The 22111-nt window shown below is 59.5% G+C and carries 19 protein-coding genes and 1 pseudogene; 11 read left to right on the top strand and 9 right to left on the bottom strand.

Going from position 1 to position 22111, the window contains the following annotated elements:
- Positions 1-172: 172 nt before the first annotated feature.
- Positions 173-1495: an O-antigen ligase family protein gene (locus tag ABIE33_RS30395; RefSeq protein ID WP_429131972.1), complete on the bottom strand. Its 1323-nt coding sequence runs from the start codon at positions 1493-1495 to the stop codon at positions 173-175.
- 218 nt (positions 1496-1713) lie between these two features.
- Here ABIE33_RS30395 and ABIE33_RS30390 point away from each other — a divergent pair, with 218 nt between their 5' ends.
- Together ABIE33_RS30390 and ABIE33_RS30385 are read left to right on the top strand one after the other, a co-directional pair.
- Positions 1714-3987, top strand: a complete 2274-nt coding sequence (locus ABIE33_RS30390) for a GumC family protein (protein ID WP_429131970.1) — start codon at positions 1714-1716, stop codon at positions 3985-3987.
- Between the two features lie 259 nt (positions 3988-4246).
- Entirely contained in the window at positions 4247-4795 is a 549-nt protein-coding gene (locus ABIE33_RS30385; RefSeq protein WP_429131968.1) for an FkbM family methyltransferase, read from the top strand.
- Positions 4796-4856: 61 nt separating this feature from the next.
- Here ABIE33_RS30385 and ABIE33_RS30380 read toward each other — a convergent pair whose 3' ends face one another.
- Together ABIE33_RS30380 and ABIE33_RS30375 are read right to left on the bottom strand one after the other, a co-directional pair.
- The gene (locus ABIE33_RS30380; protein WP_429131966.1) at positions 4857-5711 is read right to left on the bottom strand and encodes a sulfotransferase domain-containing protein; all 855 of its coding nucleotides are present in this window, start codon (positions 5709-5711) and stop codon (positions 4857-4859) included.
- Positions 5712-5732: 21 nt separating this feature from the next.
- Positions 5733-6923: a glycosyltransferase family 4 protein gene (locus tag ABIE33_RS30375; RefSeq protein ID WP_429131964.1), complete on the bottom strand. Its 1191-nt coding sequence runs from the start codon at positions 6921-6923 to the stop codon at positions 5733-5735.
- Between the two features lie 236 nt (positions 6924-7159).
- On the opposite strand from ABIE33_RS30375, the gene ABIE33_RS30370 reads away from it, so the two are divergent.
- On the top strand, positions 7160-8578 hold the full coding sequence (locus ABIE33_RS30370; protein WP_429131962.1) for a pectate lyase family protein: 1419 nt from the start codon (positions 7160-7162) through the stop codon (positions 8576-8578).
- Positions 8579-8658: 80 nt separating this feature from the next.
- On the opposite strand, the gene ABIE33_RS30365 is transcribed toward ABIE33_RS30370, so the two are convergent.
- Positions 8659-10014, bottom strand: a complete 1356-nt coding sequence (locus ABIE33_RS30365; protein ID WP_429131960.1) for a lipopolysaccharide biosynthesis protein — start codon at positions 10012-10014, stop codon at positions 8659-8661.
- Between the two features lie 249 nt (positions 10015-10263).
- Here ABIE33_RS30365 and ABIE33_RS30360 point away from each other — a divergent pair, with 249 nt between their 5' ends.
- Genes ABIE33_RS30360 through ABIE33_RS30345 form a run of 4 tightly spaced genes read left to right on the top strand, consistent with a single transcriptional unit; the run spans position 10264 to position 14176 of the window.
- Entirely contained in the window at positions 10264-11511 is a 1248-nt protein-coding gene (locus tag ABIE33_RS30360) for a polysaccharide biosynthesis/export family protein (protein ID WP_429131958.1), read from the top strand.
- Positions 11512-11567: 56 nt separating this feature from the next.
- Positions 11568-12260, top strand: a complete 693-nt coding sequence (locus ABIE33_RS30355; protein WP_429131957.1) for a sugar transferase — start codon at positions 11568-11570, stop codon at positions 12258-12260.
- Entirely contained in the window at positions 12257-12988 is a 732-nt protein-coding gene (locus ABIE33_RS30350; protein ID WP_429131955.1) for a PIG-L deacetylase family protein, read from the top strand. The genes ABIE33_RS30355 and ABIE33_RS30350 overlap by 4 nt, the downstream gene beginning before the upstream one ends.
- A 27-nt stretch (positions 12989-13015) precedes the next feature.
- Entirely contained in the window at positions 13016-14176 is a 1161-nt protein-coding gene (locus ABIE33_RS30345) for a DegT/DnrJ/EryC1/StrS family aminotransferase (RefSeq protein ID WP_429131954.1), read from the top strand.
- A gap of 8 nt (positions 14177-14184) precedes the next feature.
- Here the strand turns inward: ABIE33_RS30345 and ABIE33_RS30340 are convergent, their stop codons facing one another.
- The gene (locus ABIE33_RS30340) at positions 14185-15030 is read right to left on the bottom strand and encodes a sulfotransferase domain-containing protein (protein WP_429131952.1); all 846 of its coding nucleotides are present in this window, start codon (positions 15028-15030) and stop codon (positions 14185-14187) included.
- Positions 15031-15167: 137 nt separating this feature from the next.
- On the opposite strand from ABIE33_RS30340, the gene ABIE33_RS30335 reads away from it, so the two are divergent.
- Positions 15168-16310, top strand: a complete 1143-nt coding sequence (locus ABIE33_RS30335) for a glycosyltransferase family 4 protein (RefSeq protein WP_429131950.1) — start codon at positions 15168-15170, stop codon at positions 16308-16310.
- 43 nt (positions 16311-16353) lie between these two features.
- Here ABIE33_RS30335 and ABIE33_RS30330 read toward each other — a convergent pair whose 3' ends face one another.
- From ABIE33_RS30330 to ABIE33_RS30320, 3 genes and pseudogenes are all read right to left on the bottom strand, one after another.
- Entirely contained in the window at positions 16354-16614 is a 261-nt protein-coding gene (locus ABIE33_RS30330; RefSeq protein ID WP_429131948.1) for a transposase, read from the bottom strand.
- Positions 16615-17005: 391 nt separating this feature from the next.
- Positions 17006-17866 (bottom strand): annotated as a pseudogene (locus tag ABIE33_RS30325) (tyrosine-type recombinase/integrase).
- A 144-nt stretch (positions 17867-18010) separates the two neighbouring features.
- Positions 18011-18415, bottom strand: a complete 405-nt coding sequence (locus ABIE33_RS30320) for a GtrA family protein (protein WP_429131947.1) — start codon at positions 18413-18415, stop codon at positions 18011-18013.
- A gap of 101 nt (positions 18416-18516) precedes the next feature.
- Here ABIE33_RS30320 and ABIE33_RS30315 point away from each other — a divergent pair, with 101 nt between their 5' ends.
- Genes ABIE33_RS30315 through ABIE33_RS30305 form a run of 3 tightly spaced genes read left to right on the top strand, consistent with a single transcriptional unit; the run spans position 18517 to position 21409 of the window.
- Positions 18517-18918 carry a hypothetical protein gene (locus tag ABIE33_RS30315; protein WP_429131945.1) on the top strand — a complete coding sequence of 134 codons (402 nt, stop codon included), beginning with the start codon at positions 18517-18519 and terminating at the stop codon, positions 18916-18918.
- Positions 18878-20353 (top strand): GMC family oxidoreductase N-terminal domain-containing protein, encoded by a 1476-nt coding sequence (locus ABIE33_RS30310; RefSeq protein ID WP_429131943.1) that lies wholly within the window; start codon positions 18878-18880, stop codon positions 20351-20353. Before ABIE33_RS30315 ends, ABIE33_RS30310 begins: the two co-directional genes overlap by 41 nt.
- 27 nt (positions 20354-20380) lie before the next feature.
- Positions 20381-21409 carry an NAD-dependent epimerase/dehydratase family protein gene (locus tag ABIE33_RS30305; protein WP_429131941.1) on the top strand — a complete coding sequence of 343 codons (1029 nt, stop codon included), beginning with the start codon at positions 20381-20383 and terminating at the stop codon, positions 21407-21409.
- Here the strand turns inward: ABIE33_RS30305 and ABIE33_RS30300 are convergent, their stop codons facing one another.
- A complete protein-coding gene (locus ABIE33_RS30300) occupies positions 21410-22093 on the bottom strand; it encodes an HAD family hydrolase (RefSeq protein ID WP_429131939.1) in 684 nt (227 codons plus the stop codon).
- Positions 22094-22111: the final 18 nt, after the last annotated feature.

Below are 22111 nucleotides of genomic sequence, written 5' to 3'. Positions count from 1 at the left end.
CAGCCCCGGTGGCAATTAGCGAGAACGGGTTAGCCTAAATGGGTTGGTCTGGTCATGCGTGCCGCCCATGCGCCCCTTCAATGCATTCTTCCACTTCGACCTACATCGCTCATCCTCCCGCCCAGCAACTGAGACGAGGTCCGACAGTTAGCATTCGGAAATCTTATGCGAACTAGCGAATAGGGCTTAACCGCGACCTGGGCGCACGCCCGGTCCGCAATGCGCGAAGAATTGGCAATGATCCACGGCCGAGATTGTCGTTTCGTATGGCAATACAATAGCTCTGCGCCAGTCCCAGCGTGAGGATTACGGGGACAGTCCAGAACCGCCCATAAAGATGGGGAAACGCATTCGCCATCAAAGCAAACATCGACACGCTCACAAAGGCACAGGCCGCATAGGCGGACCCGCCAGGCGCGCGAAATGCTCGCGCGATCGGTTGAAACGTAGCGGCGATCATAACCACGAAACCTATCGCCGCGATGATACCGCCTTCCGTGAACAAGAGCAGATAGAGATTATGCACCGGCTGATGGATGGCGCTTGTGACTTGATACTGGTCGGCGCCGAGCCCGATCCACATATTGTCCTCCAAGCGACCAAGCGCCTCGTGGATCAATTCCAGGCGATGATCAAAGCTCCCGGCCCGGCTCAGATCTCCGGTCTCCAACGCGCCAAGCACGCGCTTTTGAAAAACGACCGGCAGGTAATCTCGACCGGAGTGAACGATCCAAAGCGCAAAGGGTGCCAAACAGACAATACCGACCACGACACGCTTCCAGTTCCCGCTCAGAACCGTGAACCCTAGGATGGCGAAGGCGAAGCTGGCCAGGCCGGTATTCGAGCCGGTCAGCAAAATGCCATAGGCCATCGTCGCCGCGACGACGATGGCATAGACTTTTCCGACCCGCCCCGTGGAAGCCAGCAACAGCAGGATCGGCATTGCCAGTGCAATCAGCGCGGCACATTCGTTCTCTCGTTCCACGAAGCCGGTGAAGCGGCCGTTGCCGCTGACGAACGCGGTATTCCTCTGTCCATCGAAATCGATCAGATAGACGCCGTGCAGGCACATGAGGAAAATGGAGAGCACGTAGGCCCGCGCCAGCAGCACCATGACGCGCAGATCGCGCCCGCAAAGGGCTAGGGCGATGGCAAAGTAGGCAAACATATATTGTCCGACGGTGACAATTCCGCGTAGGGGCGCGGCGGATAGCAGGCTGCTGACCATCAGGCCTGAGCACAGCAACATCAGCCCGCAGAACCACACGACGGATGACGCCCGTCCCCAGAGCCGCAATGGCAGACCACCCGAAAAGGCGCGCAGAAATAGGCTGATGCAAAAAAGGAGGTCGCTCAGCGTGAAATAGAACAGGTTCATGCGCAGGAAGTTGCCTGCCGAGAGAAAGACAGCACACGCCACGCAGGCTAACTCGGCTCTCTGCCAAAAAGTCTGCTGGTGAGGCGGGATCGGCTGTACACCGGTCGTTCGTGTCATGCCTGCCATCGACATTGATCACAACCATTGGGAAAGTGATTAGTTAATCTACGCGTCATGTACTTGAGTACATGCTTGCAATGACTCTTCTAAAATTCCCTTTGACATTGATCTCAATCTGCTCCCAAGTAAATACGCGAATGTGAAGCCTGACATCACTTGTTGACCTACCGACGTGGACGCAAATGGCGCCAGCGGAGGACTCGAGATAGGCCATCATGCTGACATATGACCGAGAATTCGAAGCCGATGAGAGGAGCAGTCGCCGCCTTGGCCCGACGCCGCCGGTCTCATCACGTGATGCCTCGTCCTACGAACTGGCGGCTCTGTTCGACTTTTTCCGGCGCCACGTCAGGCTCATCTTGATCGCGGTCCTGGTGGGGACCCTGATTGCCACCATCGTCACCTTCTCGCTCACGAAGATCTATACCGCGTCCTCGACGCTCGTTTTCGATCGCAACGATATCCGGCCCTACGAGGCCGTAGTGGAGTTGCAGAAACAGGAACGCGACAAGTCCGCGATGGAGACCGAAATGGATCTCATCATGTCGCGTGAATTCCTGGGTTTCGTGGTCGATGATCTCAATCTCATGGACGACCCGTATTTCAACACGAAGCTGCCGCCGGAGATCACCCAGGATGAATCTTCCTTCTGGAGCTGGCGATGGTCGCCGCGACGGGCGCAGGCGGGACCGCGTCGCCCCACGAATGCCCAGGCCGCCCAACGGCCGCCTTCGGCCGACCCCGTCAACCGCGACCGTGTGATCACGCGGTTGTCGGCGGCGATCTCCGCCGACCGCAAGGGCGACAGCCTCGCCATGACCATCTACGTTCAGCATCCGCGGGCGCTCTATGCAGCCGAGATCGCCAATGGGGTCGCGGCGAACTATGTCATTTGGTCGACCCGGATGAAAGAACTCGCAGCGCACGCGACCGTCGATGCCCTTCGCACGCAGGCTCAGGACCTGGTGCTGTCGATCACCAAGAAGGAACGCGATATCGCTGAGTTCACCACCCGCAGCGACCTCACCTTCGACCCTCGCGACGATGTTCTGCGCGCCCGGACAGAGCAGCTCAACCAGCAGTTCACACTGGCAAGGGTCGACGAAGCAGGGGCATGGGCGAAGTACAATGAAGCCAAGAATGTACTTTCGATGACTGGCATCGACTCCGCCGGTCGCGTGATGACATCCGAACTGCTCGGCTCACTACGAACTGAACAGGGGCGGTTGGAACGCAGCCGCGCCCAACTGGCTTCGAAATTTGGCAAGAACCACCCACAGGTGATCGAGGTCGATGCTGAACTCGGGTCCAACCGCCAAGTGATCGAGGGTGAAATCAACCGCATCCTCCAGGAACTGGAAAACGATGCAAAAGTTGCAACGGTCAGGGTCCAGAAATTCCAGGAGGAGGTAGGTCGGCTACAGAAGCAGATGCAGGACCGAAACCTGGATGAAATCCGCCGCCGCGAGTTGGATCGCGACCTGCTGACGGAACAGAAGCGCTATGATGCCGTGGTCCTGAGGCTCGGCACGCTCGATCCGGAGAAGGATGAGATCAAGGCCACGGCTCGCATAGCATCGTTCGCCGAGATTCCGATCGATCCCTCATTTCCAAGACCCAGCCTGCTTATCCCGATCGGCGGCCTGGCTTCACTGCTGCTTGGTCTGGTGGGGGCGATTGCCGTCGAGGTGGCGGACGGACGCGTGCGTACCGCGCGCGCGGTCGAAGCGATCGTCAACCAACCGAACTATCTCTCGATCCCCGACCTCTCGGCGACGTTGAAACCGGACCAGACGCTTTACCGCTCCATTCTCGCCGACCCGCGCTCGCCATTCGCACGCTCAATGCGCTCTCTATGTCTGGGCTGGAAGAGCCAGGACGCATCCAAAGTCGTCATGTTCTGCTCTCCGTCAGCCAACGAAGGCAAGACAACTTGTGCCGTGGGCATGGCGACCGTTGCCGCTCTGAACGGTTTGCGTTCCGTTATCCTAGACATGGACCCCGGCCCTACGGGGGCGACCACAATGATCGGCGCGCCGCAAAGGCCATTCAATCTCGATCTTGTGGCCGATGGCGCCACCGATCTCACCTCAATTAGCGCGCAAGCGCCTGACTTTCCTTTTGTTCATGTTCTCACCTCGCGTCTGACGCTCCAGGATCAGGAGCACATTTTTGGAGAACTGCGCAGGCATTTCGATCTTATCGTCGTCGACACGCCTGCAGCCGATCATGACGATGACGCGATCTGGCTCGCGAGCCACGTCGATGCGGTGTTCATCGTCGCGGCAGCGGATCGGACGAACGAAAAGGACCTTCTGGACCTCGTCGAGCGACTGACGACCAGCCGCGCGAGGATCATCGGAAGCATCCTCAATTTCGCCGGGGTCTATCGGCCAACGCCGATCTCGAAGACGGCCCTTGAATGGCTCAGGAACAAATTTGGCGCCTGGAGGACAGGCAATTTCGGCCTGCAGGTCCGCCGTTCCTGACCAAAGTTCATGCCAGCGCCGATAAAGGCGTGAGGAGCGGACGTTGCCACATCGGCTTTCACGCAACGCAACATTGCGCCGCATTGGGCTGCCGCTGCTGCGGCTGGTTGGCAGAGACACGACGATCCGTCACCATTGGTGGCCCGAGGCGAAGATACGGCTGCACACCTATCGCCACCGTGGCTACTGGTTCAAGGGTCGGCGGCGCGAACGCAGGGTCATGAGGCTTTTCGAACGGTTCGTGTGCCCAGGCGACACCGTGGTCGAGGCCGGCGGGCATATCGGTTACGTCACGCTGCATCTGAGAAGGCTGGTGGGAGAGACGGGACGGGTCGTCGTCTTCGAGCCCGGAATCAACAATCTCCCTTACCTGCGGGCCAATATTGCGCCGTACCCGAACATCGACCTTGTGGAGATGGCGTGCGGAGATCGCGAAGCCGTCGTCAGTTTCTGGATCGAAGGCCTGTCGGGGCAAAATAATTCCTTAAACAAGCAATACGAAAACTTTGCCCAGAACCGTTCAAGTGCCTATAGCGCCGAGGAGATGCGCGAAGTCGAAGTCCAGATGACGACGCTCGACAGCTATCTCTCCCAACACGACCTCAAACCGTCGTTGCTGAAGATCGATGTGGAGGGAGCGGAGAAGCTCGTTCTTGAAGGTGCCACAGATTGTCTGCGTGATATCAGGCCCTTGATCATTATCGAAGTGACCGAAAACGCGGCCGCCGTCAGCGCTATCCTGGAAACGAACGGCTATGTTATCGGGGATCGTGACCATGCCGAATGGGTCTGCGAGCCGACACGCTGACGACGGCCGCGCTCGCCCGGCGTGAACAACATCCAACGCCCCCTGTTCTGGTATTTCACGTTCACACGGATTGCCGCTTCGTCTCGGAAAAGGGGCTTTTCAACCAGTGGCTCAAGTCAAGCCCAAGCAGGCTCCCCAACTGATCGGTATCCGCCTCATAGTAGCCGACCATCCGCGCGGCCAAGTCGCTGGTGAGGGGCACGTACTTGAACTCGTCGGAGATCATCGATCGCAAAGCCTCAAAGCCTTTCGTTTCGCGAAGAGGCTTTACGATCGGTTTCAGTGGCTTGAGCAGGCGCCTTAATCTGGCGTCGACCAGCGGCTTGGTCTTGTCCTTTATTTTCTGAGCCACCGGCTCGAATGCGGGTTTCTTCTCAAGGGCGAGGAAGCGGCGCAGGTCATGAACCTGCCCGGCGGCGTCGGTCTTGAGGTCTTCGTAAAAGAGGATGAGCATTCTTTCGCGCGGGAAGAGATCGAGAAACCGGCACAACTGCTGGAAATAAAGCCCGCCCTGCAGAAACCTGCCCCCGGCACCCTGACGCGGATCGAGGTAGCGGTCGATATCGGCGGTCACATCGCCTCGACGATGGAGCATGCAGTAGTCGGAATAGGCCCGCTCGACCGGATTTCTCAGCTGTGTCACGAGCAGGACGTCCGGCAGGGTTTGGTGAATGCGCACCGCGGCGGCGGGGGTATCAAGGTAGGAGTTCGACTTTTCGCCGATGACAAGTCCTTCGCCGGCCGGGGTGAAATTTTCCAGATACCAACGATCGCCGCGGTCGTGGTACCGGCTGAAATAATGGATCTCTGGATCCGGCATGTAAACGCACGGATCCAGTTGCAGCGATTGTTGCAACCAGGTGGTGGCGCTCTTCGTGGCGCCAATGATCAGGAAGTTAATATCGCGCATTTCCATCGTCTGCTCCTTCGGCCAAACTCAGGGTGCTGTCGTTCGTGCTCCAATGTTCCGGTCATTGCGTCCAACGATACGCTCATAGAGCAGGCTGATGCCTTCGACATGCGCCGCAGTACCGTATTTCGTCAGCGCGCTCGCACGCGCCGCCGAACGGATGCGGCGATGTTCCCCGACTTTCATCAACAGTTTCGCCAGCGGATCCACGAAAGCCTCCGGCTTTTCAGGCTCCACAAGAAAACCCGTCACATCGTCGACGATCGCCTCGACGTTGCCGCCATGGCGGGTGGCGATCACCGGTGTCTCCAGCAGCATGGCCTCGATCAGCGTCCGCCCGAATGGTTCGTTGACGGCGGGCACCAGCAATGCGTCCAAGGCGCTTATGCAGGGCTCGACCGGCGCGCGAAAGCCCATCATCTTGATACGGCTCTCCACACCGAGTTCCAGCGCGCGCGTGCGCACCGCCGGCTCCGGGTTTGGAAGGTTCGGCGAAGGCACGCCGAAGACGAGGCCAACGAGCGGGAAGTCCGGAAAGCGCTGGAGAAAAGCGTGCACGGCCTCGACGAACCTGACCGGGCGCTTCCTGTCGATCAATCCCCCGACATAGCCGACGAAACGTGTTTCCTCGGGCAGGCCGAGTTCCCTGACGAATTCGCACCTGCAGGCCTCCCGATCGGGCAACCGGGTTGGATGATCGAAGGGGCTGTGCAGCACGCTCAGCTTATGGGAGACGGGCAGGATAGGCCGCGTCGGCTGCACATAGCGCGAGACCGTCACGATGTGATTTGCCAGGATGGGTGCGATGAAGTTGACGCCGAAGGCACCGGGGTCGCCACGGTGATGCCAAAGCAGCCGCGCGCCGGAAAGGCGAGCGGCCAGTGCCCAGGTGGCGTGCATCTGGCCGTCGTTGGTGTGGACGATATCAACGTGTTTCTCGCGAAGGAAGGAGCTCAAACGCGCGGTGGTCCGTACATATCCAAAAGCGCCTGAGAGCTTGCTGCCTATGCCATGCAAAAGGCGGGGCGACATGACCGCAACCTCAGGCGATGTCACGAAAGGCAGGCCGCGCTCGCTGAGATAGCCTTCAAGCGCCTTGCCAGGCCGATGCAAAATGACGAGTGGCACATACTTCGACCGATCGAGCGCACGGATCAAACCCACGGCAGAGATGTGGCTGCCGCCGACTTCATCTCCAACGAATGGATAGGCCACCACGAGGCGGTCAACGTCGCTCAGAATTCCTCTCCCTCGGATCGCGCCTCCCTGGGGCCACGGTCCTTTTCTGCATTTTCGCTAATGTAACGCAGCTTCTTCTGATGATCCAATGGAATCCGGCCGCCGACTATCGAGCGGCGGCTGGTGCGTTTCGATGACTTGAGTTAAAACCATTGTCGTTCGTCCAGCCTTCTATTCCCGGCGAACCGATGTGGAGCCCTAGCAGGAGATTTCACATGACAGACACAGCGAAGGCGATTTCGAGTTTGAATTGTTTGTTCTTTCGCCAGCCTCCCGCTCGATGGGGGAGGGCGGTTGCAGTCGCTTGCCTGGCGCTGACGTCGTCGGCGGGACTGTCCCTGGCGCAGGACCAGCCAGCTTTCCCGGGCGCTGAGGGCTACGGAAAGATGGCATCGGGAGGAAGGGGCGGGGCGATTATTCCGGTCACCAACCTCAACAACGCCGGCCCCGGCAGCCTGCGCGCCTGCATCGATCTTAGCGGCCCGCGCAATTGCGTTTTCCGCATCGGCGGAACGATCAAGCTGAAAAGCACATTGGTGGTGCGGGACCAGAACGCCAACCTATCCATTCTCGGCCAGACGGCGCCGGGTGGCGGCATCCTGCTGACCATCGACCAGACAAACAGCGAGGGGCTGCACACGCCGTTCGTCGTCAAGGGATCGGTCAACGTCATCATCCGTCATCTCCGGATGCGGCCGCAGTTTGCCAATTCGATACCGAATGTCGATGGCGTGACGATCGAGAACAGTCGGCTGGTTTATGTCGATCACGTATCGACGTCCTGGGCGACGGACGAGAACTTCAACGCTTATGCCACCACGACGGATCTGACTGTCGCCAATTCGATCTTTGCCGAAGGCCTGAACAAGCATAGCAAATGCGCGCTTCTTGGTTCGGATCCACGCGGACCGCAAAACATCAGCTTCTGGAGAAACGCATGCGTTTCCAATCGTGACAGAAACCCGGACGATAACCACTATGGCGGCTCCTGCATCGAGATCGTCAACAATATCTTCTTCAACGCGGGCTCCGAATGGGGCGAGATATTCTCGCAGTTTCCCGGAGGGACGCCGATCTCCTATGTCGGCAACTACTTCAAGGCCGGCCCGAGCACCAACGAAGTCACCTATGCGATGAACTGGAACGACATTGCCAGCGTCGACAACCCGAAGCTCTACCAGAGCGGTAACGTCACCTGGAGTTTTGGAAAAAAATCGATTGTCGCGATCGCCCCAGACACGCTCGGCTTCGTCGTCGACAAGCCACCCTGTCCATTGGCGATTGCCAATCCCGAGCCGGCTGAAACGATCTATGCCGTCGTCACGGCGACCGCCGGCGCCTTCCCGCGCGACGGCGTCGACACAAGGGTGATTGCTGAAATCGGGCCGATCGGGCAGAAGGGCGGCGGCAAGATGGTCAGGGCGCCGGGCGCCTTACCACAAATTGCTATTGGCGAGCCTTATCTCGATTCCGACAGCGACGGTATGGCCGACGCGGTCGAGCCACAGTTTGGTGCCGCGGCGGCGCATAACGATCCCTGGCTCGATGGCGACGGCAACGGTTGGTCGAACTTCGACGACTTCATGCAGTGGCTCTCTGAAGAGCGCATCGCCGGACGCTATCCAACCGACTGACGGGCGTCTTATTTAGACGCGCAAAGGTCGCTGTAGCCCTTTGAATTGCTGCATGTTTTTATCCTTGAATCGAACACGATTTAAGGAAACCTGCAGTAGGCGCGCCGCCGATAGGCGACGTACATCGTCGCCAGCCACAGCGCCGACATAACGATATGGGCGACGTTGGCGCCCATAGCGCCGATCTGCGGGATGAAGATCAACGCCGTCACATAAAACCCCACGACCGAAATGAGAACACTCGAGAGGATCCTGCGTTCCTCACCCATCGCCAGCAGCGCCGAGCGGAAGACGGCACCGACCAGGGTCATTGTCACCGCAACCGACTGGACGATCACGAGCGGCGCGGCTGCAACGAACTGCGGTCCGGCTGTCCATTTCAACAACGGCCCGATCGACACATAGAAAGCGCCGATCATCGCCACGCCGAATGCCAGAAGCAACCACTGCGTCTGGGAAACGGCACGACGGAATTCGGCGCTGGCACCTGAGACCCAGACGCGAGCGAGCTCGGGATAAAGCACCGCCTGAACCTGTACGCCTGCCTGCTGCGCCAGGCGACCGACGCGCTTGGCGATGTGAAACAGCCCGGCTGACGCCGGGCCGGCAAGGTAGCCGACCAGCAGCGTGTCGAGCTCATTGGCGCTTGCGCGAATGGTCAGCGAGACATTCGCTGAGATCGCGAATTTCCAAAGGCCCGGGAAGCGTGTTCGAAGGTTAGTCATGGAGGCCGACACCAACCCGGGAAGCACGCCTTCACGCTTGAGGGCAACCAAGGAAAAAGTCACGAGCGAGATGGAGCTCAGGATTTGCGCCGCCATCCAGATCAAAGCAAACTCGAACAGCCCCGCACCGGTGATGTAGCCGAGAAAGCAGAGGAGGACGCGCAAGAGGCTCGAAATCACCTGGCCATAGGCAAGAGACGTAAATCTGCCGAAAAGCCTGAGGACCGCGGTCGGCATGCCGGATAGCTGAAAAGGCAGCACGAAGCAGTAAAGGAGAACTAGGCTCCTCATCTGCTCCGAGATGCCGATGAGCGGTGCTGCAAGAAGAACCAGCAGGATCGCGATCAGGCAGCCGGCGATCGCGGCCGCCACATCGAGCAGGAGCCCGAATTTCAGGATCACGCGCAGATCGTCGTCGCGCTCGGCCTCTTTCGCCTCGGCGCCGAACTTGATGAGCGGTTGCCAGGACTGGAAGCTGACAAGCCGCTCGACAGCCCTGGTGAAGGCGAAACACAGCGCAAGGGTGCCATAATCGGCCGGACCGAGGGCGCGAGCGGTCAAGGCGAAACCGGCGAGCCCGATGATCGAGCCGAGGAAATTGCCGGCCATCAGATGAGCGACCGCCTGCAGCCTCTCCTTCAGGCTCTTTTCCCGCCTCGCGATTTCGCCGAACGCCTGCATGGCGCGTCGTAGTTTCTTGCGGATCGTCACGCACGCCTTCCAGAAGGGCCATGCCGGGCACGCCGGCGAGCAACAAAGGCAATTCGACTAACTCTTCAGGAGTAGCCCATCAGGGTAACAAATTGCGAAAATACTCTCCCATGCGGGATATGTATTATAATGTTACCGCGTTTGCTGATTTTCAATCAAATTCCTTTGACGGGTCGACGAACGCCAGAATATAGTCTGCCTTCAATACGATCTCCGCGCGTTGTCTTTTCTTTCGAGAGGCGCAATCGCATGACCGGAATCATGAGTTCATTCGACAACAGGAGCCTGGCGAGAAAGATATCCAAATATCTTCTCGCGGTGATCTTTTGCTTCCTACTCAGCCTGACGGCGGGGGGAGGGTTTTCAGCGGACTATCGGCTGTCCACGGGCGATATCCTGACCTTCGACTTCCTCGACGACGCCGAGCTTCCCGTCACGGTGACGATTTCGAGCGACGGCGACGCCCAATTTCCCTTGATCGGATCGGTCAAGATCGATGGATTGACGGTGACGGCGGCCCTGGAAAAATTGCGCTCCGAATACCGTTCCCGCGAGATCTTGATCGATCCGAAGCTTTCGCTCAACATCTCCACGTTTCGTCCGATCTTCGTTCTCGGCGAAGTACGAACCCCCGGTTCTTTTCCCTTCTACAACGGCCTGACGGTGGAACAGGCCGTCGGGCTGGCAGGCGGCACCCAGATCGCGTCCGTCAATCCGTCCGACCGGATCGTGGCGCGTGCAAGGCTGCGCGGCGAGATCGAGGGAGCCGATGCGCAGATCGTCTATGAGGCAATCTATGCTGCCCGGCTGGTTGCGCAACTGAAGAACAGCACGAAGGTCGACCTGAAGGACGTACCGGAGGTTGCGAAGGAATTCGTCGCCGACCTGCCCCTTACAGGGGTTATCGAGGTGGAGGAAAAGATCCTGAGCGCTGATCTCGCCGCCAACAAGTCGCAGACCGCCATCCTGTCGGAGGGCATTACCCAAGGGGAGGGCGCGATCAACATCCTCGATCAGCTGGTGGCGCAACAAAAGGAAGTGGTCGACATCAACGAGAAAGATCTGGCGCGGGTGAGCTCGTTACGCAAGCGTGAACTCAACACCGAAAGCGACCTGTCGCGCGCCAGGAGCAACGCATCAAACGAAAAGTCCCAATTGCTCGAGACCTTTGCGACGCTCGCCCGTTCGCGGCGGGAACTGAGCGAAATGAAGCTGCAGTTCGCCAAGCTCGGGGCGGATCGCGAGAAGGAAATTCTGATGCAGCTGCAGGAGCGCGACGTGGAGATCAAGAAACTGATCGCGAGCAGGCAATCCGCTCAGGAGCAAATCTTGCTGATGGCGGCAGCAAGCGCCGATGACGCGAGCAAGTCCAAGATCAATTACTCCTACGAGATTCGACGCAACCCCGTCGGCGGCAAGCCGGCAAGCATCGAGGCTTCCACATTGACCGAAATGTTGCCGGGCGATGTCTTGGTGGTGGCAATAACGGGAATGTAGGCAAACACGGGCACGGCGGGGCCGTCCGCCGAAGAGACCACCTGACGGAGAGCGGATTGAGACGGAATGACCGACATGCACTCGAGATGGGCCCGATAGCTGTACCAGCTGAAAATGGCCGGATCGACAGCGTTCTCATCGCCGGCGTGTTGCTTGTCCTCTGCCTTCCGCTGATGTTGTTGGCGGCCGCGATTGTGCTCGCCACCCTCGGTCGGCCACTGATCTTTCGACAATTGCGTGCCGGTCTCGGAGCCAAGCCATTTTCCATCGTCAAGTTTCGTACCATGCGCGAAGACCGCGATGCTACCGGCCAATTGCTGCCCGACCATCTGCGCGCGACGAGGCTGACATGGTTTCTGCGACGCACGCGCCTCGACGAATTGCCGCAGTTCCTCTCCGTCGCGCGGGGTGAGATGGCCTTCGTCGGACCGCGCCCGCTTGGTCCCACAACCATCGCGGAATTCGGTGAGCTCGGCCGGGTCCGTTGCCGGGTACTGCCCGGCATCACCGGCTGGGCGCAAGTCAACGGCAACACACGCCTGTCGAACGAGGAGAAGCTGGCGCTCGACATCTGGTATGTCGATCATGCTGATCGATGGCTCGACACGCGCATCCTCGTCATGACCGTACTGACCCTGGTCGCCGGCGAGAAGCGGAACGACAGGCACCTGGCAGAGGCACGGCGTCATGTCACCGAACGATACGGCGCCGCCGCGCCTTTTGCACCACTGGGAGAAAGCCATCGATGAGCAAGCGCGCCAAGGCAAAGAAGGGTCCCGCGCTGCCTGTTCCGCTCTCGTTTGGCCGAACCCTGGTGATCGCCCCGCACCCGGATGACGAGGTGTTGGGGGCGGGCGGAACGATCGCGCGACTGACCGCGGAAGGCGAGCGGGTGTTCGTGGCGATCGTCACCGAGGGGCGGCCTCCCGCCTTCACGACGGAAAGCGTCGCCCTTGTCCGATCGGAGGCCAATCAGGCCCATGCATTGCTAGGCGTGGAGGAGACATTCTGGCTCGGTTTCGAAGCAGCCGGTCTCGATCTGGCCGGACATTCTGCCGTCAACAGCGCGCTCTCGGATCTCGTTCGCGTCCTGTCTCCCGAGACCGTCCTGCTGCCGTTTCCGGGCGACATCCATAAGGACCATCAACTGGCGTTTCTGTCGGCGCTGGTCGCAAGTCGACCGCACCAGGAAAGCTTCCCGCATCGCATCCTGGCCTACGAAACACTGTCCGAGACCAACTGGAACGCGCCCTATCTGACCCCAGGCTTCACGCCGAACGTTTTCGTCGACATTTCGAGCTATATCGAAAGAAAGCTCGAAGCGATGCAGTGTTTCGCGTCCCAGATCCGTTCGCCGCCACACGAGCGCTCGACAAGGACGCTGTCGGCACTGGCGCAATTACGCGGTGCGACGGTGATGAGCGAAGCGGCCGAAGCGTTCGTCCTTGTTCGTTGGATACTGCCACAGACGCGCTGATGACGCGGCGGATTTGGGGGGACACAGATGCATCGATGGCCGATTTACGATGAACAGCAGATCGCGAACGTCTGCAACGTGCTGCGAACCGGCGAGGTCAACGCCTGGACCGGACCCCACGTTCGCGCCTTCGAAGCGGCCTATGAGCATTATCTGGGCATGCGGCATGCGATCGCGCTTGCAAACGGAACGGTCGCACTGGACCTGGCACTTCATGCGCTCGACCTGCAGCCCGGAGACGAGGTCGTCGTTACGCCCAGGAGCTTCATCGCTTCCGCATCCTGCGTGGTCATGGCCGGGGGCAGGGCGGTGTTCGCCGATGTCGACGAGGAAAGCCAGAACATCACCGCAGAGACGATCGGCCGCTGCCTGTCGAAAAGGACCAGAGGCATCATCGCCGTGCATCTTGCCGGCTGGCCCTGCGACATGCCGGCAATCAGGGCGCTAGCGGCCGACAACGATCTCTGGGTAATCGAGGACTGCGCCCAGGCGCACGGAGCCTGCATAGCGGGCCACCCCGTCGGAACGTTCGGCGAGATCGCCGCATTTTCGTTTTGCCAGGACAAGATCATTACGACGGGCGGCGAGGGCGGCCTTATCGCCTTGAACGACGAGGCCATGTGGAAACGGGCGTGGAGCCGCAAGGACCATGGCAAGAGTTACGATGCCGTGTTCAAAACGGATCATCAGCCCGGGTTCCGCTGGCTGCACGGTACGATCGGCACGAACTGGCGCATGACGTCGATACAGGCGGTGCTCGGGACGGCACAACTCGCCACGCTTGCCAATACCCACGATATCCGGGCGGCTAACGCGGCTATCCTCTACGATGCCATCGGGGACCTGTCGGCGCTTCGCACCCCGATGCCGCCGCCGGAGTTCGTCCATGCGTGGTATCGTTTCTACAGTTTTGTCCGGCCAGAAATGCTGCGCGACGGATGGGACCGAGATCGGCTTGTGGCTGAGATGAATGGCCTCGGCGTGCCCTGCTTCAGCGGCAGTTGCTCGGAAATCTACCGGGAACGGGCATTCACAGATATCGGCATGGTGCCGGCGCACCGGCTGCCGGTCGCGCGATCACTCGGAGAAACAAGCCTTGCCTTCCTGGTGGATCCCAGTTTCGATGAGCAAGCAATGAGATCCATTGCCGAAGTCGTCAGAAACGTCGTCGCGAGCGCGACGAAGTGACCGAGCGCTTAGCTGGTGCGCAGATCGAGACCCGTATGGACCAGCAGATCCTTCGCCCCCGCCGAAAGGCGCGACCGGCACAATTCGAGGATGCGGTCCGCCTGCTGCTCGCTGAGATAATCCAGAAACCCACCCGCCTTGCCCCGGCGCATCCGCAGGCTTTCGTCGTCGCCACGATCGTAGTCGTGCGCCGGAATTCCCTCCACACGCTCGCGGCTTTGCATCGCATCGAACTGCGCAGCACGCACCGCCTTTTCGAGGTTGGCGTCATCGACGGTGCAGTCGAGGAACTCGAGGACGTGGCGGGTGTGCAGGGCTGGATCGGCAGAAAGATCCTCGTAGCTGAGAATACAGTGCCTGCGGCGTTTCAAGCCGCCCGCCCAACCATTGAGATAGTGGATCAGGCAAGATGCGCCCTGGGTGGGATCCTCGATAAAGGCGGCGATATCGCCCTCGAAGCGGTGCTTGTGCCGCGTCGCATGAAAATAGGCCGACACCAGCACGTCGCGCGGATCCCTGACCATCATGATCACCGGACGCATGAGGAAGCGGCTCGCGCTGTAATCGAGATGGCTGACAAGGATCTTCGGAATCTGGCCGTTCGCGAAACGAAATGCCGGAATGCCTCTGACCGTATCGAGGTCGTAGTTCGGCACGATCGAAAACATGTTGTGCAGATCGACCGGTTCGCACCCGCCCGCCACCGTCGCGAAATAATGGGACAGGATGAACCGAAACCAGGTTCTGCCCGATTTCGGATAGGAAACCAGGAACGCGTCCGCCGAGGCGGCGTGAGAGGTCAGCCGAACGCGCTTGCGTATGCGCCTGGTGACGCGCTGCAGAATGCTGCTCATCGACATCCCCCTGATCGCGCGCTGAAGCCGGTCGCCGCAGCGTTTAAAACAGAATATACTGCAACAGCGATCCGGAATGTAGCAACCATTATCGATTTGACCGAGGACGTGTGGAACGCGACGGGGAACATCTAGGAATGGAAACGAGCCCGTATTCTGGCGCGCATGACCATCCAGACAAGAAAACGACCAGAACCACGATCGTCGTACCGGCTCTAGGGGCGGGCGGCACTGAGCATGTCGTCAGTCTGGTGGCGAATCACTGGTCACGACAGGGCCATGAGGTGACGATCATCACCTTCGAGGCGCCGACATGCGAGGCCTATTATCCGATCGATCCACAGATCGATATCTGGCGGCTCGGCGGTGCAGGGCGGCCGCGATCAAAGCTTCATTCCGCTCTGATGGCGATACGCAGGATGCGAAAGCTTACTGCCGCCCTTCGGGCATCGCGCCCGAGCTTCATCCTCAGTTTCCTCACGCGAACAAACGTCCTCACGCTACTGGCGGGCAGGCGGCTTGGTGTGCCTATCATCGTTTCCGAGCGCAACAATCCGGAGCTGCAGCCCTTTGGACGTGGCTGGAAGCGGTTGCAGCAATGGCTCTATCCGCGCGCCTTCGGCTTGGTGACCATGACACGCGGGGCGCTCGAAACCTTTCCGCCCGCCATGCGCAAGCGCGGCTGGGTCGTTCCCAACGCATTCGATCTGCCGCCAGGATGGAACAACAGGCGACAGGACAACACTTTGACTGCCGTCGGACGCCTGACCCACCAAAAAGGCTTCGACCTGCTGCTCGAGGCTTTCGCCAGGATCGCGCCGGATTTACCGGAGTGGCACTTGCGCATCTGGGGAGAGGGGGAGGACCGGGCAACTCTTGAGGCGCAAAGGGACCGCCTTGGCCTTGCCGACCGGGTAAGCATGCCCGGCGTCACGAAGCGGCCAGGAGAATGGGTGGAGACGGCCGATGTATTCGTGCTGTCGTCGCGTTACGAAGGATGGGGGATCGTGCTGCTGGAAGCGATGGCCGCCGGAATTCCCACCGTGTCGTTTCGGTGCCAATGGGGCCCCGAGGAAATGATCAGCGATGGCGAAGATGGGATCCTGGTCGAGAGGGAAAACACCGACGCCCTGGCCGCGGCCCTTGGAAGGATGCTGCGGGATCCGCTGCTCAGATACCATCTTGGACGCAGCGCGGAACAAAGCGCGCGGCGGTTCACCCAGGAACGGGTGTTGGCGGAGTGGGACGCGGTGGCGGCCGCGGCACGTGCGGCGGTCTAAAGGTCGCCAAACCCGATCAAAGTTCAGCCACGGCAGGTTCTCTTCAAAAGAATAGCCGCAGGAGCGCCTTGAGTTTGGAGAAGGCCATCTCGATTGGGTTGATGTCGGGTGAATAGGCCGGCAGGAACAAGAGCCAAGCGCCCGGCGCTTTGACGAGTTCTGCGGCTCGTTCGCTTTTATGAAAGCCGACATTGTCGTGAATGACGACATCGCCCGGTGCCAGGGTGGGGGCGAGTTGCGTGTCGACCCAGGTCTCGAAGATGCAACTGTTCATGAGCGCATTGACGATCCAGGGTACAACCATCCCATGCGATCTGAGTCCGGCGATGGATTTGCGGGAGCCGAAGGGGGCGTGGTGCAATAGCGTCGCCCCCTTTGCGGCCAACCAGAGCGCTTGGTCAGTTTCGTATTGGTCGAGGTCTCATCGATAAAAACCAGCTGTTAGGCGCTATGGGGATTTAGCCGAAGCGGTGGATGGCGTTTTGCAGGGTCGAGCCTTGCCGGAGCACGTGGCCAGGTCTGGAAGACGATTCTTGCCGGTATTTGCGGTGTCTTTGACGCCCCTGTCGGCTGGTTTGCATCGACCGAACCCTTGGTGGTGTTGCGCTTTGCGTCGCTCAGGCACGATTGGCCAAAGCACTCGCCCCGCGGCTCCTCGGCATGCCGACGCTGATCGCCGCCATGGCGGAGCTTGCTCAGCATGGCGGCACCACCTCCAGCGTCAGCCGGCAGAGCGGGCTGGTCGTGCTGCGGATCAGGGTATTGGAAACCTTCGTGTAGCGTGCCGTGGTGGACAGATTGTTTGTGGCCGGGCAAAACTTGGATGATGCGGATGTCGGTTCCGCTTTCCAGAAGATGGGTGGCAAAGCTGTGGCGCAGCGTATGCACCGTCACCCTTTTGTCGATGCCGGCCGCGGAGCACGCCGAACGGCAGGCAGAATACAGAATCTGGACGTCGATGGGCTGGGTCTCGTCCCGGCCCGGAAGCAGCCAGACCTCGGGTCTCGCAAGCGCCAATAGACCCGCAGGATCGCGAGCAACTGCGCTGACGGTATGACGTTGCGATCCTTTCCGCCCTTGCCATGCTCGACGCGGATGATGCCGCGTTCGGCATCAATGTCGCGGACCTTGAGATGGACAGCTTCCGAGGCGCGCAGCCCCGCCGCATAAGCTGTCGTCAGTGCCGTGCGGGTCCTCAGGCTCGGAACCGCTTCCAGCAACCGCACGATCTCGTGGCCGTTTAGGATCGTCGGCAGCTTGGAGGGTGTCCGGGCATAGGCAATGCGCTCCGGTATCTCGGCATGACCAAGCGTGACGCCAAAGAAGAACCGCAGGGCACAAACTGTCTGGTTCAAGGCCGGCCATGATAGGCCCGATGATAGCAGATGCACCTGAAACGCGCGCACGTCTTCCAGTCCAAGACGGTCTGGCGATCGCCCGAAATAGCGCGAGAACTTCGTCACCGCATGCAAATACGATCGTTGCGTCGCTGGCGAAAGATTGCGGATCGTCATGTCATCGATCATGCGCCGGCGTAGCGGGATTATCTCTGTCATCGCCATCTCCTGTTCAAAGGTTGGGCTAAAACAGCCCAATCTTTCAGATCAGAAGCGCATCATGCAAATCCCGCGCTCCAAATGCCGCGCAAGCGGCTTCGTTCAATCCTGAATCTCAAAAAACGCGACACGCTTTAGTGGGAGTTATTCTGGTCGGGTTGCCTCGTGTCGACGGCTTTTGAAAACAAGCGTTTTACTTAAGCTGTAGTTGAATAGGAACACGAGAAGCAGCGACAGGCACTGTGCAGATACGTAGTGGACGACCCTTAGCAATAGAGTGAAAGCAAGGATGTTGATCAACGCACCGAATGTGGAGACGCCCAGGAATTTGGGCATTGCTATCCAATGCCTTTCCGTGGAGCGAAACGTGAAGTGGCTTTGGAGGAAGTAATTTACGACGACGGCGCCATAAAACGCCACGGTCGAGGCGACGGCCTTGTTCAGTCCGAGTGTCTCCACAAGCCCAATGAGCAAGACAACCTGCAGACTTGCAGCGAGCGAGCCGAAAAGGAAATATCTCAGTATCTTGGATTGAGAAAAGCCGCCCATGATAACCGCCGGGCTCCCGCTCGAGATGGCGCCAATGTTTCAGTATCTTTTTCTAATAAAGGCAGATAGAAAATAGCATAGTCGGCTTTAGAGGGGATGTCATGTCGGGGCATTTCGCACGCACGATCCTGGCGTTGGGGGAGGCCATCGTGTCGGAGAGGCAACCCGACGCTGTCACTCCAGGCGTCCTGGCGAAAAACGTCTCCGAGTTCCTGCTCTCCGTACACGCACGCATGCCAGACTTTCTCAGACCGCTTTTTTATCTGCTTGTTCTCTTTTTTGACGTGTCACCGCTGCTGCGGCGGGGAACTTTTTTTCATCGATTGCCGCTCGAGCAACGCCTGCTGGAACTCGACAATTGGCGCCGATCCCGGATCGAATTCCGGCGCCGTTTCGTCGAGTTCTACGGCTCGCTCGGTGTGTTTGGCCTGTATTCAGATCTTTACGGGAAGGACTATCGGTATGGTCAGCCTGCCACGGGGAGACGGACGCAGTCTCAATAGGATCGACGCGGACATTATCGTGATCGGGTCCGGACCCGGTGGCGCGGTGACCGCATCCATGTGCGCGCAAGCCGGCAAGCATGTCGTGATGGTGGAGGAAGGTGAAGACCTCCCCCTGGAGTCCGCGCCGCATTTTTCCCGTGAGGAAATTTTGCAGAAGTACCGCAATGCAGGCGTCAACATCGGCTTTGGCGCCGCGAAGATTGCCTATGTCGAAGGCTGTTGTGTCGGCGGCGGGAGTGAGATCAACCGAGGTCTTTATCATCGGATATCTTCGGAGGTTCTCGAAGGCTGGAAGCGCGATTTTCGCGTCGATCATCTGAGTGCATCTGATCTCGATCCGCATTTTGCAGCATGCGAAGAGATTGCCAAAGTCCAGTACCTACCGGGTCCGGCACCTCAGCTCTCCACGCGGCTGGAAGAAGGCGCGCGCAACCTCGGCTGGGCGTGCTTGGAAGTTCCCCGGCTTTACGCCTACTCGAGCGATATGACGTCAGGTGCCCCCGGCCGCAAGCAATCCATGTCAGAAACGTTCGTGCCGCGATTTATCGAGGCGGGGGGCGTTGTCATGTCCGGCACTTGCGTCACGGGGCTGAAGCGCGTCTCCGGAGGCTGGGCTGTCAACGCACGGTCCACGAACAAGCATAACGTGCGGCACATCGAGTTGAACGCGAAGACCGTTTTTGTCGCCGCGGGCGCTGTGCAGACGCCATGGCTCTTGCGCCGTTCCGGGATCAAGGAAAACATCGGCAATAGTCTTCGCTTTCATCCCATGCTGAAGGCCGTCGCGCTTTTTCCCGACGAAATAAACACACCCGGCGAGCTCGAACCGGTTCACCAGATCAAGGAGTTCGATCCACGCTTCAGTATGGGCTGTTCGATGAGCAAGCGTCCAGCGCTGGCGCTTGCCATGGCGGCATACCCCGAAATGATGGAGGCGGTCGATCGCGATTGGCGCCGCATGGCGATATACTATGTGCAAAGTACCGGAGGGATAGGGCGGATCAGGGCGCTACCCGGTTTCAGGGACCCGCTTGTGCGCGTCGAGCTCCAACGCAGTGATCTGAAGGAACTGGCCGATGGCCTCGCGCGCTTGGCGGAAGTGTTGTTCGCTGCGGGAGCCGAAGCCGTCTATCCGAGCATCCCCGGCTATCGGGTTCTTCGCTCCTTGGCCGATATCGGCAAATTACCAGAGACTATCTCGCCGAAGCAGGCCAATGCGACGGCGCTGCACCTGTTTTCGTCCTGCCCGATGGGCGAAGATAAACATAGATGCGCAACGGATTCCTATGGGCGCGTGCATGGCGTGGACGGGCTCTATATTGCAGATGCGTCGCTGCTTTGTAGCCCGACCGTTGTCAATCCCCAAGGCACTGTCATGGCGGTTGCGCACCGGAACGCCATGCACGCAGTCAATTCCGGTGCGATCAGATAATCGGCTTGCAAACGGTGGGAGGACAATATGCGGCACCTTATCACTGGGGGATCGGGCTTCATCGGCAATCTTGCCGCACGCCGGCTTCGCGACCGCGGTGACGACGTGCGAGTGCTCGATCTATGGGAGGATCGATCTCGGCCCGGTGACATCGAGTTTGTCAAATGCTCGGTTCTCGACCGCGACGGCGTGCGCGCCGCCATGCGCGAGGTCGATATCGTCCACCACAACGCCGCGCTGGTGGCGCAAACCGATGCAGGTCGCGACTATTGGACGGTCAATGTCGAAGGAACGCGCATCGTCACCGAGGAGGCTGCGAGGGCCGGCGTGAAGTCGTTGATCCATGTGAGCTCAACAGCCGCCTATGGCATCCCGCCCTCTGGGCCGATTACGCAGCAGACGCCGCTCAGGCCGGTTGAGCCCTATGGTCGCTCGAAGCGCGCTGGCGAGGAATTGGCTGACGAGATCTGCCGGGCGAACGGCATCACATTGATCACGATCCGCCCTCGTGCCACGCTCGGTGGGGGGCGGCTCGGTATCTTCCAGATCCTCTTTGAGTGGATCAGGGAGAACCGTTCGGTCTATGTGATTGGCAGCGGAGATATCAAATTCCAGTTCGTCCATGCACACGATCTTATGGACTTCTACATGCTCGCATTGAATGCAGGCAGGAGCGCGACGTACAATGTCGGAACGGATCGTTTTGGCACTTTGCGAGGTGATCTGGAGTCCTTGATTGCCTACGCGGGCAGCCGCTCGAGTGTGAAAAGCCTGCCGACTGCGCTTACCGTGAACACGTTGCGAGCACTGCACTGGATGCGCGTATCACCCCTCGTCCCTTGGCACTATCTGACCTATCACAAGGAATGCTATTTCGACGTCGAGCCGCTGCTTCAACTGGGATGGCGTCCAATGTATTCCAACCAGGACATGCTCAGAGAAAGCTATGACTGGTATTGTGAGAGCCTGGCGTCCGAAAAGCTCGGCGCCGCCGGCAGCCCGCACAGGTCACCGTTACGGCAAGGAGCCTTGTGGCTGTTGAAAATGGTCTCTTGATCAATTTTTGGTCGCTGCGACAACACTGAAAACATCATCCTCGAAGTCACGGAAGGTATCGATATCGGCAAGCGGGCGACGGCTCTTGATCAGGGCGCGCACACCGCTCCGCCTCGCCACCTCCCAATCCCGATCGACGCGGTCTCCGATCATGATTGCGGCGCTCGGCGGAACCTTGGCCTCGTTCAGGATGTGCCTGAGCCCTGCCGGGTGAGGTTTCAAAAACCCGACATCCGGATCGCCTGCATAGACGATGACGTCGGCGGCCAAATGCAGAGCCCGAAGTTTATCGCGTGCCGGATAGTCGGAAAGCACAGCAATCGTTTTGCCTTTAGCGCTAAGACCGCAGAACAGTCGCTCCACACCAGAAGAACGGCATTTATGCAAAATCTCGAGCGGGCGGCGCTCGATCCATTCTTCAACGAGCGATCTTACATATTCAGGCAGATGCCCTGTTCGCTCGGCGACGGTTTGGTATTGGCGGGTTTCAAAGCCTGGCGCCTGGGTCTCGCCGAGTTCTTCGCGGCAACGCCGGAACTCTTTCAAAACCCGGATCACTTCCAAGCTTCGGGAAGAGGCCGCATCTGCGGCGAGCCGTAACAACATTTTCAGCCGGAGACAGCGCTGTTCATACAGCGTCCCGTCCAAGTCGAACACGACGAGACGGATGGTATCCCATTGCACGGGCGGGTCGTCGGATGG

It is taken from the genome of Ensifer sp. 4252 (genome assembly GCF_050434565.1).
Taxonomy (GTDB): Bacteria; Pseudomonadota; Alphaproteobacteria; order Rhizobiales; family Rhizobiaceae; genus Ensifer.
Note: the sequence above shows the minus strand (reverse complement) of the source record. Positions and strands in the feature narration are given on the sequence as shown.

Coding starts and splice junctions, on each gene's coding strand:
- ABIE33_RS30350 (WP_429131955.1), top strand. CDS start 12,257: ATGAGCAAGCGCGCCAAGGCAAAGAAGGGTCCCGCGCTGCCTGTTCCG.
- ABIE33_RS30310 (WP_429131943.1), top strand. CDS start 18,878: ATGGTCAGCCTGCCACGGGGAGACGGACGCAGTCTCAATAGGATCGAC.
- ABIE33_RS30380 (WP_429131966.1), bottom strand. CDS start 5,711: ATGGAAATGCGCGATATTAACTTCCTGATCATTGGCGCCACGAAGAGC.
- ABIE33_RS30330 (WP_429131948.1), bottom strand. CDS start 16,614: ATGGTTGTACCCTGGATCGTCAATGCGCTCATGAACAGTTGCATCTTC.
- ABIE33_RS30320 (WP_429131947.1), bottom strand. CDS start 18,415: ATGGGCGGCTTTTCTCAATCCAAGATACTGAGATATTTCCTTTTCGGC.
- ABIE33_RS30305 (WP_429131941.1), top strand. CDS start 20,381: ATGCGGCACCTTATCACTGGGGGATCGGGCTTCATCGGCAATCTTGCC.
- ABIE33_RS30345 (WP_429131954.1), top strand. CDS start 13,016: ATGCATCGATGGCCGATTTACGATGAACAGCAGATCGCGAACGTCTGC.
- ABIE33_RS30335 (WP_429131950.1), top strand. CDS start 15,168: ATGGAAACGAGCCCGTATTCTGGCGCGCATGACCATCCAGACAAGAAA.
- ABIE33_RS30370 (WP_429131962.1), top strand. CDS start 7,160: ATGACAGACACAGCGAAGGCGATTTCGAGTTTGAATTGTTTGTTCTTT.
- ABIE33_RS30390 (WP_429131970.1), top strand. CDS start 1,714: ATGCTGACATATGACCGAGAATTCGAAGCCGATGAGAGGAGCAGTCGC.
- ABIE33_RS30360 (WP_429131958.1), top strand. CDS start 10,264: ATGACCGGAATCATGAGTTCATTCGACAACAGGAGCCTGGCGAGAAAG.
- ABIE33_RS30340 (WP_429131952.1), bottom strand. CDS start 15,030: ATGAGCAGCATTCTGCAGCGCGTCACCAGGCGCATACGCAAGCGCGTT.
- ABIE33_RS30315 (WP_429131945.1), top strand. CDS start 18,517: ATGTCGGGGCATTTCGCACGCACGATCCTGGCGTTGGGGGAGGCCATC.
- ABIE33_RS30395 (WP_429131972.1), bottom strand. CDS start 1,495: ATGACACGAACGACCGGTGTACAGCCGATCCCGCCTCACCAGCAGACT.